Consider the following 17,088-nt stretch of genomic DNA (forward strand, 5'->3'; position numbering starts at 1 on the left):
TCGTATGCAATCGACTACTGACTCAAGTTTGCCAAACATAGAGCATTCGGATGAACCCCGAGAGCCTATCGCTGATAACCGCTCTTCAATGCCATCGTGGTTCAAACTCGGCTTGGCATCAATATTGATATTGGTGCTAGTGGCATTCGTAGGCTTTGTGGTTTTCCTTCCAGAAGCCAAACAAGAAGTCGTCGAGGATCAGTCAACACCGCCTGTAGAGAAAATATCACTACCCGAACCGCCCATCGACATTCAACGTAAAACGGCCGACAACGTCGACCCCGATATTACGTCTTCGCTGTTACAGGTGGAGTCCTCTGAAGATCTGTATTCCGAGTCCGTTGTGTTGGAAACCAACAGCGCGGTACAGCAAAAGCTTGAGAGTGAGATTGAGTCGGTTAAAAGCTCTGTCGAGCTGATGCAAGGCACCCTGATGGAGATTAAGGCGCAGCTGTCCGACATGCGTGAAGCTGATAACGACAACGCTTCGGATATCAACCATCTACGCCGCTCCTTTCTCGATTTTAAAGAAGAGCACAAGGCGTCGACTCCGATCAAAAATCCAGAGCTACCTTTCTCGGTTGTGGCCATCAAGCAAATGGGCACCTTAGTGCAGGTGTCAGTCTCACACGACGGCCATCGCCGGGATATGGGGCTCAATGGCCGGTGGATGGATTGGAAACTGACCGGTGTCGATCTCACCGGTCGTCGAGTCCAGTTCACCTACAAAGACCAAATCACGCGGTTAACGGTGTCCATATGATCATCCGTGTTTTCGCGATATTGGTGCTTTTGGGAACGGCCTGCCTCTGTCAGGCAGCGCAGACCGAGATCAACGATACCCAGCGTACCGACAGCCTCACCGGCCGCACTCAGGCTGTAAAGCCCTGGCTGCGCTGGGGGTTAACGGAGTTCGAGTGGGCAACCTACCAGGACATCATGCAGGGGCCACGCGGCACCTGGACACCCAATATCAGCCCGGTGTCAGCCCTCGGCCTAAATGCTCAATCTGAGTTAGAGCGGACTCGATACGCCAAAATCGCCGCCAGGCAGGACTGGCAGCGATTGATGAATGAGCGTGCCTGGCACCTCGCATATAAGTCCGCCAAAGAAGAGTATTTCGGTCAACAGATCGCGATGATTGATGTTGAATCGGCGTCGATTTCGAACATTACGGCCAATTCAAAGCTCGTGATGTTTACCGATGAAAACTGTATCCAGGTATGCCAGAAGACGCTGGAATCGGTCATTCAGAATAAAGCCAGTCTCGATATTTACTTTATCGGCAAGATTGAGCGTGAGGACATCATTCAATGGGCAGCCACCCATGCGATTCCGCCGGAGCTCGTGAATGATGCCGGTAAGATCACACTCAATATTGACCGTGGCCTCTTTCAAGCCATGTCGCCCAACAGCGGCGATCTGCCTCAGATTTATGTTCGCGACCCTCGCATGGACGGCGAGCTTATGGAGGTCGAGTTTTGAAATCGATCATCCTGATTATTTCGATCATGCTCAGCTGCCAGGCCTTGGCGGCAGAGAAGACTGTCCCAGAACCGTACTTGGTTGCGGCGAAGCACGCTAATGTCCCAGCGGAACTCTTGTATGCCATCTGTCTCCAGGAGAGTGGCTACAGTCAGTCAGGCGCCTACCACCCTTGGCCGTGGACACTCAACCTCGGTGGCCGTGGCGCCTACTTCGCGGACGCTCAGCAGGCGGCCAAAGCACTGTCCGAGTTTCTGTCCCAGAATCGTTGCAACGTGGACATCGGGCTGTGTCAGATCCACTGGTGTGCCCATGCCCATATGATCAATGATCCATACCTCATCATAAACCCCTACGCCAACATTCAGTATGCGGCAGCCTTACTGCGTTCTGAATACGAACGCTCGGGCGACTGGGTGACCGCCGCCGGTCGCTACCATGCACCCAATAATCCCCGACTTGCAGCGTCGTATCGTGCTCAGGTTCTCTCTAAATGGCAGCCTCTCATCGCAGGGGGTGTCAAATGAAACGTATCGCCACTCTACTGATTGCGCTGCTCTGTCAGGAGACCTTAGGTCAATCCCCCGAAACCATTGCGGATTTCGGTGGTAATCCATTCCTGAAAACACCTGAAATCAAACTGACACCTCCACGCCGAGATGCATACCTAAATGATCATTTTCCGGTTCATACACCCAGTATGAGTCCGGGCAGGATTCGTGGTGGTGATCTGCCATTACCTCATGAAACGGCAAAGCTGCATCCCTCGTTCTTTGTGATGGGGTACGACAACTACTCGGTTCAATGGGTCAGTGCCCACAAACAAAAACTGGTGGAGGCCTCCGCCAAGGGCTTTGTCGTTAATGTGGAATCCGCCGCACAACTGCAGCAGCTGCGTTCCATTCTCAAGCCACTGACTCTTATCGCCGCACCAGGCTCCAGCTTTACCGAGCTCTGGGGCGTTCAACATTACCCTTTCTTTGTTCATCAGGGAGTCCTAACACAATGAAATACCTGGTTCTGACGCTGTTGCTATTGATATCCGGCGCAACGAGTGCGGGCGTCGATCATGTGACTGATCAGGAACGCTTAGCCCTGGAGAAAGTGCTGGTGTATCTGAAAGATGCCCAAGGTCTTGTTTCAAAAGCCAACTCGGTCAGCGCGATCGACACTCGGTTTCCTCTCAATTATCAGGCGCTGAATACGGATCTTGCCGAGATTCGCGATGCATTGGAGCGCCACCTACGGGCACCTTCTCGTTCACCACGCAAGGTGAAGAATCTCGACAGTGATTATCTTCCGCGGGAAGGTTCCGAGGCGGCTATCGAGCAAGATCAGATCATCGGTGTGTTTGTTGAGTAGGCGCCATGCTGGATAAATTTCAAGCCATCTCGGGCTTAGAGCCACTGTACGCCTACATGACGTTTGCCATCATTTTTGGTGGCTTGTTGGCGCTTCTGATTTGGATGGCTTTGGTGGCGGGCTGGCAACGTCGTCAAAAAGGCGAGATGGAAGAAGGCGATGTTCTGAACCTTCTTATCCGATTTTTTGTGCTGTTTTTCTTTTTTATCTGGCTCATAACGCCAGCAATTTCATGAGGGTATCAACATGCAAAACACATTTCTGAATTATCAATCATTCAAACAGTGGATGCGATTAGGAGTCATGGTCGCGTTTACGTTGCTATTGCCGTCCTTGTCCTTTGCTGATGCGCCTTCTTTGCCTGGCTTGGAAATGGATGGCGTTAATACTGACAGTGGTAACCCCCTCGATGTGCTGCTCAACATTTTTAAATACGTGGCCGCCGTTGTGATCTGGATTGCGGTTGCTTATCTGGGTGTGAAAGTTCTCCTCGAAGCCCTCAAAGATATTCGCGATGCCAAAGACGGCGACACCAAATGGGTATCGGCCGGTAAATCGATTGCGGGCGGTGTCATGTTCTTTCTTGTGGCGTTGGCTATTGCCATCTGGATTACCAACCAGTTCTTCAGCTAAGGGGATACCGTGGAGCACTCAGAAATTCAGTTGGCTGATGATCTCACCGATGAACCCGTGGTGTTTATGGGCTGCACCGGCAGTGAGATTTCCGTAGTCGCTGTGGCCTGTGGCGCAATTTCACTGCTCACGGCAGTGATCGTCTTTATCGTGCTTTTCGGTGTGTCATCCAGTTTAGCCATTCTTGCGGGAGCGGTGATTCTTATGGGAGGCACCATAGCATTATCGGTTTTTGTGCTTCGTAAGTTAATGACCAACAAAGAAGAGCGTGGCGACAACTATTACAAAGAGGTCCTTCAGTTGATGCTCAGTGAGTGGGGTATTGGGGATCGAATATTCAACAAAACCGAAAGGTTTCAGCGGGGGCGAAGCTTATGAGCCGTATCCGAAACGCGCTGACCGCGCGTGAGCGATTAAATTGGTATCTGGCCATTGGGTTGGTGTTTCTCGGGCTGCTGTTAACGCACGCGCATTATCGTCTTGCCAATGTTCAGCAGGACTTTCGTATGCACGTTCCGCCAGACCTATCAGAGGGCGCGGTGTTGCGCCCTAACATGCCCGAGCAAGCCAACGTGTACATGTACACCCTCTATATCTGGAAGCAGATTAACGAGTGGCTTGAGAGTGGCCTGGCCGACTACGACAGCAACGTCGATGAAATGAAATGTTATGTATCGGCCGACATGTACAAATGGTTGAAAGACGATGTGAAAAAGCGTCGCACCAATGGTGAGCTATCGCGCACGCGCAGTATTTCTCCTGCAACGTTTTATACCAAGGAACACGTTAAAGCCTTGGGTAACGGCACCTGGTACGTCTGGCTGGATCTTGCCTTGGTCGAGCGCGTTGTCGGGGAGGAAGTGAAAAATGTCGTGATGCGCTATCCCTTGTACGCCTACCGCGACTCACGCTCGTGCAACGAATTTGGCGTTGCCATCGGTGGATTTTTCAATGACCCGGCGCGCATTGGTGTGGGAGGTGAGTTGTGACCCGTATCTTGTTGACCTTCGCACTTCTGTGCTTGTCGGTGGTTACTTGGTCTGACACTCGCTTGGTGTATTCCGGTCACCCGGTGACTATCACGCTCCCGGTTGGTGAAGAGATCCGTGTCTTATTTCCAGAGCCTGTGAGTATCGACATACCCTCTGAACTTCTCAAAAACCTGGAGGCGACTCAGGCCAATCCTTCTGTCGCCTACTTTAAAGCGCTGGAGACAGCGACTCCTGGACGTCTGATTGTGCAGAGCGAGAATCAGGAGCGTGTGTATCTCATCGATATGGAGGCCGCTGAAGACGCGCCGGCGGCAGACTACGTGATTGAGAATCCGTCCTTAGTGGCCAAGTCCACACAAACCGACAGCGAGCCGGCCGGGCTCGAAAATCCGTTTCAGATCGAGCTCACACGCTACGCCGCGCAATCGCTGTACGGTCCGGTGCGACTGGCACCTCATAACCGTGCAATCAAACAGGTTCCGGTGCCTGCGCAGCAAGTGGCCGATCTTATCCGTAGCCGCAATGGTGAATCTTTTTACTATCGCCCGGTCGCTGCCTGGCGTGGATGGAGTCATTACTTAACTGCCGTAGAGGTGATTAATCGATCCCCGTTAAAGGTCTCCCTGGATCCTCGCCTGGTACGCGGCGAATTTGACTCCATCGCCTTTCAGCACAACTGGCTTGGCCCTAAGGGCACCCTGGAGGATCGCACCACGGTCTACCTGATCAGCGATAACCCGCTGCCTCAGGCAGTAGGAGGTCTGTCTTATGGCCAATAAAGTTCGCACCAACCGCATGCCCTGGATGATCGCGGCTATCCTGCTGGTGGTTGTTATCGTGGTCGCGATCAACACCCAAACAAGCTCACCATCGGTGCCGGCGGGATCCAGGGCACCGGATGCGCCGGCGACGCCGACCATTACTGATACAGCTTCTGGCGATACAACCGAAGAGACGCTGCGTACTGTACAGGCGCAATACGGGGATCTTCGCCGGGAGCTTAAGCAGCGTGATGATCAAATCGCGACACTCAAGAAGACGGTAACGGATATGTCCACGGATAAGGGTGAAGAGATTAATTCAGCCCTTTCCGATCAGTTGTCCCAGCTGGAGCAGAAGGTCAACAGCCTGAAGGTCGGCAACTTCTCTATGGACAACCAAGGTGCCGTGCTTAAAAACTTTGGGTTCAACACTCCAGGTTTCGCGAGTGGTTCTGAGGATCCGGTCGATTACAAGATCAATGGCGAAAGTTTTGCCTTCGGCAATACCTCGCCAACTTACGAGCAAACCACCTCGGTAGAAGGTCGACCTTCTTACCGTCGCTTAAAACCGTTAAGCACGGGTTCCGAAGCCCCAAGGCCTTCGCAATCACTGGCCCCCACCGACAGTGACAGTTCACTTCCCCAGCTCAGTAATCCCATGAGCAGCGGTGAGCCCGTGTACACGATTCCGGCCAGAGCGACCTTGTTTGACGCCACGTCCATGACCGCCTTGATCGGCCGTGTGCCCATCGGTGGGCAGGTCCAAGACCCGTTCCCGGTGAAGCTCATTGTGGGCTCGGACAACATGGCCGCAAACGGCCATCAGATCCCCGGCCTTGATGGTGTGATTTTCGATGGCGTTGCCCGTGGTGACTGGTCGCTGTCGTGTGTATCGGTCGAGCTGACCGGGGCTACCTATGTGTTTGACGACGGCACGATCAATCACATGCCGCCCGATAAGACGGTAAGTGCCGACGCTCTCGGAGCCAGCTTTGGTGAAGGCCAGAGCGGTAAGAACATCGGCTATATCTCCGACCGTCAGGGCGTACCCTGCATCGCCGGCAAGCGCATCACCGACGCTTATAAGCAGGCGTCCCTCATGACAATACTGGGTGCTGCCCAAGGCTACTCCAAGTATCGCGCTGACTCATTGCGCACCACCGGTGTGGATGGCGGCACCGTCATCTCCAGTGTCACCGGTGATCGCGGCGAATACGGCGAGTGGGGTTTGGCCGCATCCGGTCTGGATAAAACCATCGATATTTTTGAGGAGCGTTTTCAGGACACCTTTGACGCCATCTATGTAGCACCTGGTCAAGAGGTGGCCATTCACGTTGCTCGCGATCTGCACATCAATCACAACAAAAACGCTCGGAGGGTGAGCTATGAATCCCTGGATTCTCCGAACAGCTTTAATTAGTGGGTTAATGGCTGTGCTGTCAGCCTGTTCGACCATTCCAGAGCCGGAAGACGACGGGCTGGATATGCGCGAAGTCTATGACCAGAAAGTCGGTGGTGGCTCTGCTCAATCACTGCCGCGAGTCGTGGGTGGTCGCGATCTGGTAGAGCCTGACCCGGACTACACCGCGTACACCCGTCAGGTTCAGAATGAAACTGACAACCTGTTTCCGGCACTTCCTAATCCAACGCTGTATCTGTACGTGCGTCCTCGCACTGTCGGGACTGACGGGCTGCCCGTGCCTGGCTATACCGTACCCTTCAAGCTGTGGCCACGGGATATTTACGGTATGCCCGGAGAGGCGCCCACTGCCAACCACAACCTTGGCGGAGGTGCCCCATGAGTGCCAGCGCCTACGATATCCTTAAGCAGCTGTTCCTGGATGGCTCCCCATTCGGTAAGAAAACGGCCACCGATGCCGACCTTGAGGGCGGCTACCGCGACAAAGCGAGCATTAGTGATTTGTTGCCGTGGCTGGGTATTGTCGGTGATGACAATGCTGTGCTGCTGGAGGATGGTTACAGCGTTGCCGGTGTTATTGAGATTAAGCCGATCAGCACCGAAGCGCGCTCCATGGATTACATGATCTCCCAGCGCGATGCGATCCAGCGTGTCCTGACACAGAGCTTCCCCGGTACCGATCGCAGCCCTTGGATCTGCCAGGTATTTGCGTTCCCGGATAAAGCGGAATTCAAACACTTGCCAGATCGGGTGCGCGACTACGCTCATAGTCGCCAGGCGAAACAAGTGGGTGACGTCCACCCCTATACCGATTGGTTCGTGGATAACGTCTTTCGGCCCCACGTTGAGGACATGAGAGCGCCTGAAGGCCTGTTCATTGATTCCTCCAGTGGCAATGAGCTGCCTTGGGGCGGGAACTATCGCCGGGTGTATATGGTGGTTTATCGGCGTTTAAGCCGCGGCATCAAATTGCGCCGCAATATGAATCCGCTCCAGGAGCTGAACACCACCCTCAAGAAATTATCGATGAACCTGCAGGTCGCCGGTATCAAATCGACTCGCCTCAAAGGGGAGACGATTCGGAACTGGCTCTTCCGTTGGTTCCGACCTGCACCTCAACAAACCGGTGGTGATACTGAGGCATTATTGGAATCCAACCGGTATGCCTCCTCGGATGATGTGGGCGAGGATGAACTGGCCACACCGTTCGATTACTCGCTGGCTGATGATGTGGTATCGCCCGATGCCAGATCGGATAAGAAAACCGGTAATTGGTACTTCGACGGACTCCCACACACCGTCCTTCAGGTAGAGCGATTATCGCATCGTCCTGAAATTGGTGTGCTGAGCGCGGAGCGCCAAGTCAGTGACAGCACCATCTGTGTACTGGACCAACTTCCCAGCTCTTCAATTGTGATTATCACATTCGTGATGCCAACACGCAGCGCGATCAAAAAGCATCTGGATATCATGGAAAAGCGCTCAAAGGCGCAAACCGAGGAAGCGGCGGCCGCAAGGCGTGCGATCGAGCACGGCCGCGAGCAGCTGCAGTCAGGCAATCTCATTCTCCCGGTGTCGATCGCCATTGCGCTACGCGCGGATGACGATATCGAACTGGAACATCAAATGGATGAAGTCACCAGCTGGTTGGGTAACAACAGTCTGGAGCTCATCGCCGGTGATGACGATGTCTACCGCTTGGATTCTTACCTGCGGTTCATACCGATGGGTTATGACCACCGCTTGGATCACATCAAGCGGCGCAACCGTTTTATGTACGCCCAGCACCTGGCAAACATCCTGCCGTTCTATGGCCGTGAAACAGGTACAGGTAATCCTTGCCTGCTGTTCTCAAACCGCGGTGGAGAACCCTTTATGGTGGATCCGCTTAACTTGAACGATCGTGCCCGAAACGCGCACTTGTTTTTGTATGGGCCCACCGGTGCAGGTAAGTCCGCCTCCCTGGTCTATCTGCAGATGATCATTATGGCCATCTACCGGCCACGGTTTGTGGTCATGGAAGCGGGTAATAGTTTTGGTTTACTCGCAGAGCTGTTCAAACAGCAAGGTTTAAGCACCGTCGACATCACACTTTCTCCGGGTGTTGCACCCTCGCTGGCGCCTTTCCAGGCCGCGCTGGAATTGGTGGATGCCAATGGCAGCATCATCAAGGCCGAAGACCTGATAGCGGTAGACGCGGACTTGGAGGAAGACGCCGACGACATTGAAGAGGAGCCTACCGAAAAGGTCGAGCGTGACCTTCTTGGTGAATTGCTCATCATCGCTCAGATCATGGTCACCGGCTGTATTGAATCCGAAGAGCGTAAGTTCAGCCGGCAAGATGGTGCCCTCCTGAAGGAGGCCATATTGGCTGCGGCCGTCGAGTGTCGGAAATCCGGCCGCGAGTATCTATTGACTGAGGACGTTATTCGGGCTCTGGATGCCACCAAAGAGAATCGGCAGGAAAAGCGCGGTCGCATCGAGGAGATGGTCGACTCCATGAAGCTTTTCACCGATGGGTTCGCGGGTGAGCTGTTTAACCGTAAAGGTGATGAGCTTCCTGACGCTGACTATATCCGTATTGATCTCGGCATCCTCGCCAGCGGCAATGACACCAAAGACAAGCTCTCCGTCGCTTACATCTCCATTATGAATCAAATCATCGCCAGGGCAAAACGCACCAAAGACGACGGTCGCGACACCATCGCTCTGACCGATGAGGCCCATGTAATCACGACCGAACGCTTACTAGCAAAATACCTGGTAACCCTGGCAAAGCTCTTGGGTCGGCGCGCCGGCGTTTGGCTCTGGATGGCCACCCAGAACATGGAAGATTTTCCCGACGAAGCGGAAAAGATTCTATCCATGTTTGAGTGGTGGTTAGTGCTTTTTGTGAATGCCAAAGAGCTCAAGGAAATCGAGAAATTCAAAACCTTCACATCCGATGAGCGCGACATGCTGCTCAACACTAAAAAAGTTCAGAAAAAGTACACGGAGGGTGTTGTTCTTGGCGACACCATGAAAGGTCTATTTCGCAATGTGCCGCCCGCGCCGTGCCTGCTGCTCGCTGGCACTGAAAAAGAAGAGAAGCGAGAGCGCCGGCTTGTCATGGATGAGTTTGGCTGCACTGAGGTGGAAGCGGCGTTCAAGCTAGCTGACAAGCTTCGTGAAGCCAGAAGGCAATCCGTATTAGAGCATCGATAAAGCTACGTATTTTTGGGGCAGATTAATGGCAATTACCGTTGCATTCAAAGAAACCGAACTTGGCATGCGTCCGTGTCATCCGAGCAATATTTGTCGAGGCGATATTTTTTATCTTGTCGAAGATGGAATAAAGAGGCCGCTTCGAAAGGCAACAGGCAATGCTCAAGAGGTGCCGGGTACCTATCGAGCAAAATGGGACATTCCGAGCATTGAAGCAAAATAAGGAGGTTTGCTGTGGGGCAAACAATAGACGAAACATTCATCAGCTGGCTTCAAGGTGCGGTCGCCAACGACACCGTTGTGATCGGCGCACATGATAGTCCTGTTCATCTCGATAAGGGCGGATTATTTTTAGAGTCTCCTGCCGTATTCAAGATGTATATGCCCAACCGTTGGCTCGATGCACAACACGAGTTTTTATCCTTAGGGTTACATACTCGATGCCCGGTTGAAAAAGGGAATTTCCACGGTCGACACCTCAACGCCACTAAACATGGAACTCTTTCTGTTCGTGTTCATAAAGTAGGTGTTGTTATCCCGTTCCACAACCTTGAAAAGGTCCTTCCCAATTTACCCGCACACCTGGTGCGTAACGAGGTACCTCAATGGGCGTAACGATCAGCAGAGTCGCGATAATGGCTGTTCTTACTCTGACCAGCTGCAGTGCGATTGCGCAAAAGAATGTCTCTGTCGAAGTTTTCTACCGTAGCACTATGCACTCCGAGCCTCAAAGCCGTGTACCAGGCGCCGACATTACGCTCTGGAACCTCGATAAGCCGAAGCTGATTAAGCGCCAGAAACCCTCCATCACGGGCACTGAACGTGTGGTGCGTGAAAAAGTCAGCGACTGGCTCGCCAGTGCCGAGGGTAAAGCTCACCTGGCCGCCGCTCGTGAATCTTATCGAGGCTTTGGCCAAGCCATGCGATATCGAATTAAAAAGGTACCGGCGATTGTCCTGGACGGTCGGCAGGTCGTCTATGGCACGACAAACGTCCGTAAAGCGCTTTTGATTTACCGGGGGAAGCAATGACCGATTCACTTTTAGAAGAGGCGAACGTAAGGGGTGCTGGCCATGTGTAAGTACTTGGTTGCAACATTGATTATGCTGTCGGTGAATGCATCTCGCGCTGACTCCATTGATACGGAAATGCTTTTACAAGCCTCCGTAGACTGTTTCGATTGTATAGACTGGAAGCCCGTTGGAGTCTGTATTTGGATGACGTGCACCCCTTGGGGTTGCGATTTTGATTACTCAATACGTTTTAAAAATTTTGTCCCAGATTTTGTAGTAACTAGCTACAGCAACGAAGAAACACCGTTCGAGGAAATGCAATCTGTCGTTGACTCATCCAATGAAATGTTTGGGTTCGCAGCGGGATTTGCCACAACACAGAGTAAGCACGTCGATCACCTCCGATTCAAAAAAACCGAGGTGTGGGGCAATCCTGGAGTGGCCATCTTTGAGCAAATGCATGATGCGTTCGACGGCATGTTCTGTAAATCAGGAATTACTACTTACAAACCGTACTACATCTGGACGGCCGATTACATCGGCTGGCATATGAACATCCCCGATATGTTCAACCCCAAGAGCTACACCGGTGCTCATGATATGGGTACCACCACGGTTAAATTTGGCAACGTATACCCTCGATGCGGTTGGTCTATCCACCCGGAGGATCCCAAAGCGGCCGCATTGTCGGCTCAGCGGGCGGGCTACATTGTCACCAACCCCAATGACAACACGCGAGTGCGGCTGGAGCCAGAAACCGACTGTGGCGATAAGTGCTGGCCGGCAGAAGAAATTATAGAAAACGATATGACCACTCATAAGTGGCAAATGCTGGTACCCAAGTACCAGACCAAGGGTGAAATTTTCGGTACCAGGTCAGGTTGGTCAAACTTTAAATACGACACTGATGAGCAGTACGCCTGGCTATTGTGGCGTCCGTATTCATGCTGTTCACGCGAGGGGGCGGTATTGATCTTCAGTATTGACCTCACCGAAGGTGAAGCCAGTTCGTTTGACGATGAAGACTTTGACGATCTAATGGAAACCGATGGGGCCGATTTTGGTAGCTCGGGTAGTGGGAGCATGATGTGATCAGTGCATCCGTCGAGTTACAAACCGGTTTGGAGGTGGCCCCCAGGGGTACGGTCACCGGGATAGCTCCCGGCAGGCTATGGATCCGCACCGATCAAGTGCGGTTTAACGGTCCCAGTACTTTAACGACCGCGCTGGGGCGCGGCCGCTCAACACAGTCCTCCTATTCAGAATGTGTTGAGAAGGGTACCAGCAGTGATCCGTACCTTCCTGGCAACCCGCTGGTGCAATACCAGGAAGGGGGCCACCTCCGCTTTTATACCGACCCCGAGGGGCTTATGCAATGAATAAGGCGGCCATTGAAGCGTACCTAAGGCTCGGTATGCGCCACGGTGTGCCTTTGCAGCACACACTGACGCTGATCTGTCATGCCCGCCGAGACCGGCTTAGCGAGCTTACCAAGCGATGTGGGGTGCATAGAAACACGCTGTATAAGGCGCTCGCTGGTGAAACCAAGCCCAGTAAATACCTAGTTCAGACCTTAAGCCAGGAACTAGAGGGTATAAACCCGTGGCACTACGCTCCAGGAGGTACAGATGAAAACCAATAAATTACTTTCCGCACTGATTCTTACAATGGCAGGCGTTAACGTTCTACCTGGTGTAGCGGCGGATATCGATCTCGCCAATGTTGAGATACGGCCGATCGATAATTCTGCTCTGTACTACAACATCGGTGGTGGTGAGCCTTATCTGTTTGCCTATGACCAACGGTATCACCTGAGTCTGGGTGTCGGCATGAGGTGGAGCACGGGCAACGTATGTGCCGGTTTTGATCCTGAAGCATCTATCAAAAACACACTGCGAGATGCCGAACGGAGCTTGTATGGCTACGTGGATGATGTGATCTCCAGCATTCCAACACTGGTCGCAAGTTGGGGGATTTCGCGATTGCAGGAAGCCAATCCAGGTATTTACGATCTGATCACGAAAGGCCTGGTCGACGCGAAGGAAGAATACAATCTGAGTGTTAAATCCTGTGAGGCGATGGTCAACGATGTCTCAAATGGCGAAAACCCGGTCGACGGTTGGGTCTCTATCGGTACTCGCGACAGCTGGAATGAGCAGTCCTCACAACCGGATGCCGGCGCCGCCGAAAAAGAAGTTGAGCGCACGGCCGGCAATGAAGGGATCCAAGGGCCAGACGGTATTCAGCTCGGTGGACGCTGGCAAGAGCCTATTCGTACCGTCGGTGATGTGGTTGGAGCGGGTTACAACCACTTAAACCCAGGCTCGACCGACCCACGAATCGAAAAGTTATGGTCCCACCGTGATGATGCGGTCGATTGGGTGACCAGCGTTGTGGGTGAGAAAGAAGTCAAAGTCTGCAAAAGCTGCTCTCCTAAGCTTAAAACGCAAATTGGTCAAGGCCTCCGAACAAAGATCAAAGAGGAACGTGAAGAGATTGCTCCCGAGCTAGGCACACTGGTAGGCATGTCCAGCCAGCCCACAAAAGATGAGCTCGATGAGATCAGTGCACCTGGCATGGGTATTATGGTTACTGAGGATCTGATTCGAGCATTACGCGAAGAGGAAAATACAGCCGAGCGATCCATATTAGGGGCACGCCTGGCCACTGAATTGGCCCTGGCTAGAACCGTGGAAAAAGCACTGGTGGCTATGGATCTGATCAAGGCTGGCCGGCAGGAGCCAAATGTCGCTGCCAATGCCGAATACCAAAAAGAAGCCGATAAGGTTCTCTCGCGCCTTCAGGCTGAAATCGACGGCATTCTTTATGAGAAAAATGTTAAGCAACAGGTCTTTGCCAAAACAGCTCAGGTTCTTATGGAGCGACGTTCAATTCGCATGCAATCGGGCGATGCCGGAGCAGCTGTAGGCTTTCCCAACTCGCCTGACATTCAGCCGTTCAGCGGTGGGGTAAGAAACTAATGTCTGCATCCACTGGTCGCTGGAAAAAACGTCTGGTTTATTCGGCTTCTACTGTAGCCATCTTGGGGATTCTCGTCGCTCTCGGTTTCTGGATGATCCAATCACCAGAGCGCGCTCAATCATTGGGCACCTTCGCTGAGGCATCTTTTTGGTGGCTTACAGTATCTCGGTGGCTTGCCTATACCCTGCTGATTATTAGTTGGCCGAGAATAAGCCTTTGGCTCGCAAAGTCATTTGTAGAAAGAGAAGATCATCACCAAGTCTTTGACTATGCCATGCGGTGGCGATGGCCATTACTGCGTGTGCTCGTTGTCTATGAGCTGCTTTTTCCGTTTAACATAATTGGTTCACTGGGGAGCTTGGCATGATCGTCAATGACGCTTTTGAGCTCTACACCACCGTCATGGGTTGGCATATCAATAATGGTTTGTTCACGTTAATGATGGGCACCGGGATCATCCTGATCCCATTTGCCTTCATCATCGGTGGCAATATCATCGATGCGAGAAACAACCGAGACAAAGACGATATCGGTGTATCGTTTTTCAATAGAACAGAAATGCAACTCTATGTGGCATTTTTTGTTTTATTGCTTTGCGTCAACCCAATGATCAATCTTTCTGTCAGCAATGTGAGAGCCATGGACACCACCTGTTCACCCGGTGAAGGGGGATCGACACCAGACGTGGAACAGAACGATTACGGTAACACAGGCACCACCTATGACCAGGTGCAAGAACTCGATTTAGGCGGCGATACAATCAAAATACCGGTACTGTGGTACGTATGGGATTATGTAGCATCATCGCTGTCCTTGAGCGCGAAGTCCGCTCTTCCTTGCCAGACCGATATTCGAAGAATCTCTACGGCCGCAACCACATCCCGCATTGAAAATCCTGACCTTGCCGATGAGTTCGGTATGTTTATGCGAGATTGCTGGCGCCCCAGTTTCAATCGCTACCTACGAGAGAAGCCAGGATTAGCGACCCATGGTATGGGTACGACAACGCCAGACGATGTGAAATGGGCTGGCAGTCAGATTTTCCTAGCGGGTCAGCCGTACTATCGTCATTTTAGGGCGGAAGAAGGCTTATCCAGTTTTCCCTATGTCGCCTCAAGAGACGAAGCTAAAGCCACTAATGCAATCTTGTCTGACGGTAAGGGTTTCCCGTTCTGTGATGAATGGTGGGAAAGCCCCTATAACGGGCTTCGCGATCGTCTGGTGAGGCATTTCAAAGTCGAGCATTCAGATCTTGCCGAGTTCTGGCCTGAATACGTTCAGTCGCAGATTGACAATGGTGTAACCCCACGACCTACCTATGACGACATGTTGCTTCAGACCATCCTTATGAGTGATCACGATACAGTGCGTATGCAGCAATCGAATCGCTACCCTCGCGATGAATCATGGGGCGATGTAGCCTCAGACGCTGCCCAGCGTGGCGTAGCCGTTGTTGCCGATGCATCCTCTCTCGGCGATCGCAGCAAAGCGCTTATGACTCAAACAGCCGCGCCGATGCTGCGAGCCATTTTACTAATGGTCATTACTTTCTTAATTCCAATTTTATTGACTGCCAGTGGTTACAGTGTCGGGGCTGTTGTGACACTGATGCTGATTAAATTTTCAGTGTATTTCTGGGCCTTCTTATTCGCAGTGGCTGCCTGGATTGATAACTACTTATTGTCTGCCTGGAGTGGCGTAGTCGGTGGTGATTTAAGTCGCTGGATTCTTGTTTCTTCAAACGGTGGAAAAATGGATATGGCGGTATCAGCGCTTAATTTTATTACGCGATGGATGCACATCTTACTCCCAATAATATTTACATCGCTGATGGGAGCGGTGGGCGCTAAAGCTGGAGATGCTAGTTCATCTTTAGCTGGTGTTGGAGCGAATAATGCCGGTAATGCTGCTTCGCGGGCGCCTGCTGATGCCAAAGTTATCGCAAATGCTGGAGTGGGTGTTGGAAAGTCGATTGGAGGAAAACTAACGAAAAACTAACTAGTGAATAATCTGACCAAAAGTAAAAACCGACCAGTTAGTTCATTGATAATAATCGTTCCAACGCTGAGGGTTGTGTCCAGGCTCAAATGGTGCCGGACCAGGGTCGCTAGAATGGTAATCGGAAGTTTCCTCTTTCGCACTTGGCAGAGCGGAGCCAATAGCGAGTAGAGAAGTTATGGCTAGATACAAAACCCGAACCAATGAGCCAAATACGAACCACAGCGCTTTACCCGCCCAGCGAACAGCGGTCGCGGCTTTCCGTGCGAAATCTCGATCTGTGGCAGTGTCTGTGGCTTGCATGGGTAAATCCTCCTGATTGCCCTAACAGTTTAGCCGGTGGTCAATCCGTGTTCAACCACTGCTGTTGCAGTCTCAGTGAAATTGGCGTTTGAAAGAAAAGGTCGCAAGTAAAATCAATGAGTTACGTAATTTACACTAAGTTGACCTGCTTATATTTGCTCCAGAGTTTTCATTGGAACAAACAGTCGCATGGGATCGTCGGTAAATGACTCGAAGAGACCAAAGTGCTGATAGAAGCCTAAAGCGTCTTCGTCCAGGACATCCAAGATTAATCCGTACGCTGGCAACCCGGCTTTGCTCAGCGCCACGGCTTTGCGTAGCGCGTAAACAAGCGTTTTGCTGCCGAGTCCGCACCCTTTATAGCGGTCATCAACAGCCAATCGAGCCATTAACACCACGGGGATCGGATATTGCGGCAGACTCTGTTTAATCGGGATTTTCTCTCTAACAACACTGTTGGTAGCCAGGGTGAAATAGGCCGCTATGGGGGATTTTCCAGAAGCGGCCACTTCTGGCAACACATAAGTGCGGCTCAATCCAAGCTTTCCATGCTTTTCAGAGAAGCGGGACAGGAAGGTGTTCATATCCGGTTTGCCGCAGTCGAACCCCTTGAGGTCGTGCAATGCCTTACTGGCCGGGACAAAATCCTTGGCAAGAGGCAATTAAAATCCCTCTCTGTCCAGCTTTTCAGCAGCTTCGATGATTTTCTTGCTCGGCGCTTTAGCGTCTTCACATGCTTGAACAAAACGATCAAACCGCTCGTTCGTCAGCTGGATTTCACTTTGGGACTTCAGGCGTTCAATAGCGTCGTTGCGGACCAGGTTAGCAAGGTAGTCCGTCAGGCTATAGCCGCTGGCCAATGCAGCTCGCTCCGCCAAAACCTTAAGTTCGGCGGGGAAGCGGGCCTCTATTCGTTCTGTCTTTGTTGCCATAAG

Annotated in this window: 25 protein-coding genes; 22 read left to right on the plus strand and 3 right to left on the minus strand. The window is 52.2% G+C overall.

Annotated elements, in window-relative coordinates:
• The first annotated feature begins 4 nt into the window (after positions 1-4).
• The 22 genes from D568_RS0106825 to D568_RS0106925 are packed head-to-tail and all read left to right on the plus strand — an operon-like array spanning position 5 to position 15,850.
• On the plus strand, positions 5-763 hold the full coding sequence (locus D568_RS0106825; RefSeq protein ID WP_020208841.1) for a hypothetical protein: 759 nt from the start codon (positions 5-7) through the stop codon (positions 761-763).
• Positions 760-1,485, plus strand: a complete 726-nt coding sequence (locus D568_RS0106830; RefSeq protein ID WP_020208842.1) for a TIGR03759 family integrating conjugative element protein — start codon at positions 760-762, stop codon at positions 1,483-1,485. The genes D568_RS0106825 and D568_RS0106830 overlap by 4 nt, the downstream gene beginning before the upstream one ends.
• Positions 1,482-2,012, plus strand: a complete 531-nt coding sequence (locus D568_RS0106835; protein WP_020208843.1) for a transglycosylase SLT domain-containing protein — start codon at positions 1,482-1,484, stop codon at positions 2,010-2,012. Before D568_RS0106830 ends, D568_RS0106835 begins: the two co-directional genes overlap by 4 nt.
• A complete protein-coding gene (locus tag D568_RS21040; RefSeq protein WP_020208844.1) occupies positions 2,009-2,494 on the plus strand; it encodes a PFL_4695 family integrating conjugative element protein in 486 nt (161 codons plus the stop codon). The genes D568_RS0106835 and D568_RS21040 overlap by 4 nt, the downstream gene beginning before the upstream one ends.
• A complete protein-coding gene (locus D568_RS0106845; RefSeq protein WP_020208845.1) occupies positions 2,491-2,847 on the plus strand; it encodes an RAQPRD family integrative conjugative element protein in 357 nt (118 codons plus the stop codon). The genes D568_RS21040 and D568_RS0106845 overlap by 4 nt, the downstream gene beginning before the upstream one ends.
• Before the next feature lie 5 nt (positions 2,848-2,852).
• Positions 2,853-3,083: a hypothetical protein gene (locus D568_RS0106850; protein WP_020208846.1), complete on the plus strand. Its 231-nt coding sequence runs from the start codon at positions 2,853-2,855 to the stop codon at positions 3,081-3,083.
• Positions 3,084-3,093: 10 nt separating this feature from the next.
• Positions 3,094-3,480: a hypothetical protein gene (locus tag D568_RS0106855; protein WP_040516363.1), complete on the plus strand. Its 387-nt coding sequence runs from the start codon at positions 3,094-3,096 to the stop codon at positions 3,478-3,480.
• A 9-nt stretch (positions 3,481-3,489) separates the two neighbouring features.
• Positions 3,490-3,858 (plus strand): DUF3487 family protein, encoded by a 369-nt coding sequence (locus tag D568_RS0106860; protein ID WP_020208848.1) that lies wholly within the window; start codon positions 3,490-3,492, stop codon positions 3,856-3,858.
• Entirely contained in the window at positions 3,855-4,469 is a 615-nt protein-coding gene (locus D568_RS19555) for a DUF2895 family protein (protein WP_020208849.1), read from the plus strand. Before D568_RS0106860 ends, D568_RS19555 begins: the two co-directional genes overlap by 4 nt.
• Complete coding sequence (locus D568_RS0106870; RefSeq protein ID WP_020208850.1) at positions 4,466-5,251, plus strand: TIGR03749 family integrating conjugative element protein; 786 nt, start codon at positions 4,466-4,468, stop codon at positions 5,249-5,251. The genes D568_RS19555 and D568_RS0106870 overlap by 4 nt, the downstream gene beginning before the upstream one ends.
• The gene (locus D568_RS21045; protein ID WP_020208851.1) at positions 5,241-6,653 is read left to right on the plus strand and encodes a TIGR03752 family integrating conjugative element protein; all 1,413 of its coding nucleotides are present in this window, start codon (positions 5,241-5,243) and stop codon (positions 6,651-6,653) included. Before D568_RS0106870 ends, D568_RS21045 begins: the two co-directional genes overlap by 11 nt.
• Before the next feature lie 7 nt (positions 6,654-6,660).
• Positions 6,661-7,035, plus strand: a complete 375-nt coding sequence (locus D568_RS21050; protein WP_020208852.1) for a hypothetical protein — start codon at positions 6,661-6,663, stop codon at positions 7,033-7,035.
• Positions 7,032-9,857 carry a conjugative transfer ATPase gene (locus D568_RS19570; RefSeq protein ID WP_020208853.1) on the plus strand — a complete coding sequence of 942 codons (2,826 nt, stop codon included), beginning with the start codon at positions 7,032-7,034 and terminating at the stop codon, positions 9,855-9,857. Before D568_RS21050 ends, D568_RS19570 begins: the two co-directional genes overlap by 4 nt.
• A gap of 25 nt (positions 9,858-9,882) precedes the next feature.
• A complete protein-coding gene (locus D568_RS21650) occupies positions 9,883-10,080 on the plus strand; it encodes a hypothetical protein (RefSeq protein ID WP_157497734.1) in 198 nt (65 codons plus the stop codon).
• 11 nt (positions 10,081-10,091) lie between these two features.
• Complete coding sequence (locus D568_RS0106890) at positions 10,092-10,472, plus strand: conjugal transfer nickase/helicase domain-containing protein (RefSeq protein WP_020208854.1); 381 nt, start codon at positions 10,092-10,094, stop codon at positions 10,470-10,472.
• Between the two features lie 20 nt (positions 10,473-10,492).
• Positions 10,493-10,888: a DUF1525 domain-containing protein gene (locus tag D568_RS0106895; protein WP_020208855.1), complete on the plus strand. Its 396-nt coding sequence runs from the start codon at positions 10,493-10,495 to the stop codon at positions 10,886-10,888.
• Between the two features lie 42 nt (positions 10,889-10,930).
• Positions 10,931-11,962 carry a TIGR03756 family integrating conjugative element protein gene (locus tag D568_RS0106900; protein WP_040516364.1) on the plus strand — a complete coding sequence of 344 codons (1,032 nt, stop codon included), beginning with the start codon at positions 10,931-10,933 and terminating at the stop codon, positions 11,960-11,962.
• The gene (locus D568_RS0106905; RefSeq protein WP_020208857.1) at positions 11,959-12,249 is read left to right on the plus strand and encodes a hypothetical protein; all 291 of its coding nucleotides are present in this window, start codon (positions 11,959-11,961) and stop codon (positions 12,247-12,249) included. The genes D568_RS0106900 and D568_RS0106905 overlap by 4 nt, the downstream gene beginning before the upstream one ends.
• Entirely contained in the window at positions 12,246-12,512 is a 267-nt protein-coding gene (locus D568_RS0106910; protein WP_020208858.1) for a helix-turn-helix domain-containing protein, read from the plus strand. Before D568_RS0106905 ends, D568_RS0106910 begins: the two co-directional genes overlap by 4 nt.
• Positions 12,499-13,851: an integrating conjugative element protein gene (locus D568_RS0106915; RefSeq protein WP_020208859.1), complete on the plus strand. Its 1,353-nt coding sequence runs from the start codon at positions 12,499-12,501 to the stop codon at positions 13,849-13,851. The genes D568_RS0106910 and D568_RS0106915 overlap by 14 nt, the downstream gene beginning before the upstream one ends.
• Complete coding sequence (locus tag D568_RS0106920) at positions 13,851-14,219, plus strand: hypothetical protein (RefSeq protein WP_020208860.1); 369 nt, start codon at positions 13,851-13,853, stop codon at positions 14,217-14,219. Before D568_RS0106915 ends, D568_RS0106920 begins: the two co-directional genes overlap by 1 nt.
• The gene (locus D568_RS0106925; RefSeq protein ID WP_020208861.1) at positions 14,216-15,850 is read left to right on the plus strand and encodes a conjugal transfer protein TraG N-terminal domain-containing protein; all 1,635 of its coding nucleotides are present in this window, start codon (positions 14,216-14,218) and stop codon (positions 15,848-15,850) included. Before D568_RS0106920 ends, D568_RS0106925 begins: the two co-directional genes overlap by 4 nt.
• Positions 15,851-15,892: 42 nt before the next feature.
• Here the strand turns inward: D568_RS0106925 and D568_RS0106930 are convergent, their stop codons facing one another.
• The 3 genes from D568_RS0106930 to D568_RS0106940 form a co-directional block, all read right to left on the minus strand.
• Positions 15,893-16,153, minus strand: a complete 261-nt coding sequence (locus D568_RS0106930; protein ID WP_020208862.1) for a hypothetical protein — start codon at positions 16,151-16,153, stop codon at positions 15,893-15,895.
• 149 nt (positions 16,154-16,302) lie between these two features.
• Positions 16,303-16,815, minus strand: coding sequence for an N-acetyltransferase (locus D568_RS0106935; RefSeq protein ID WP_020208863.1), 513 nt, complete (start codon positions 16,813-16,815; stop codon positions 16,303-16,305).
• Positions 16,816-17,085: a type II toxin-antitoxin system TacA family antitoxin gene (locus D568_RS0106940; RefSeq protein ID WP_020208864.1), complete on the minus strand. Its 270-nt coding sequence runs from the start codon at positions 17,083-17,085 to the stop codon at positions 16,816-16,818.
• Positions 17,086-17,088 lie beyond the last annotated feature (3 nt).

Origin of the sequence: Gilvimarinus chinensis DSM 19667, assembly GCF_000377745.1 — a bacterium.
Taxonomy (GTDB): Bacteria; Pseudomonadota; Gammaproteobacteria; order Pseudomonadales; family Cellvibrionaceae; genus Gilvimarinus; species Gilvimarinus chinensis.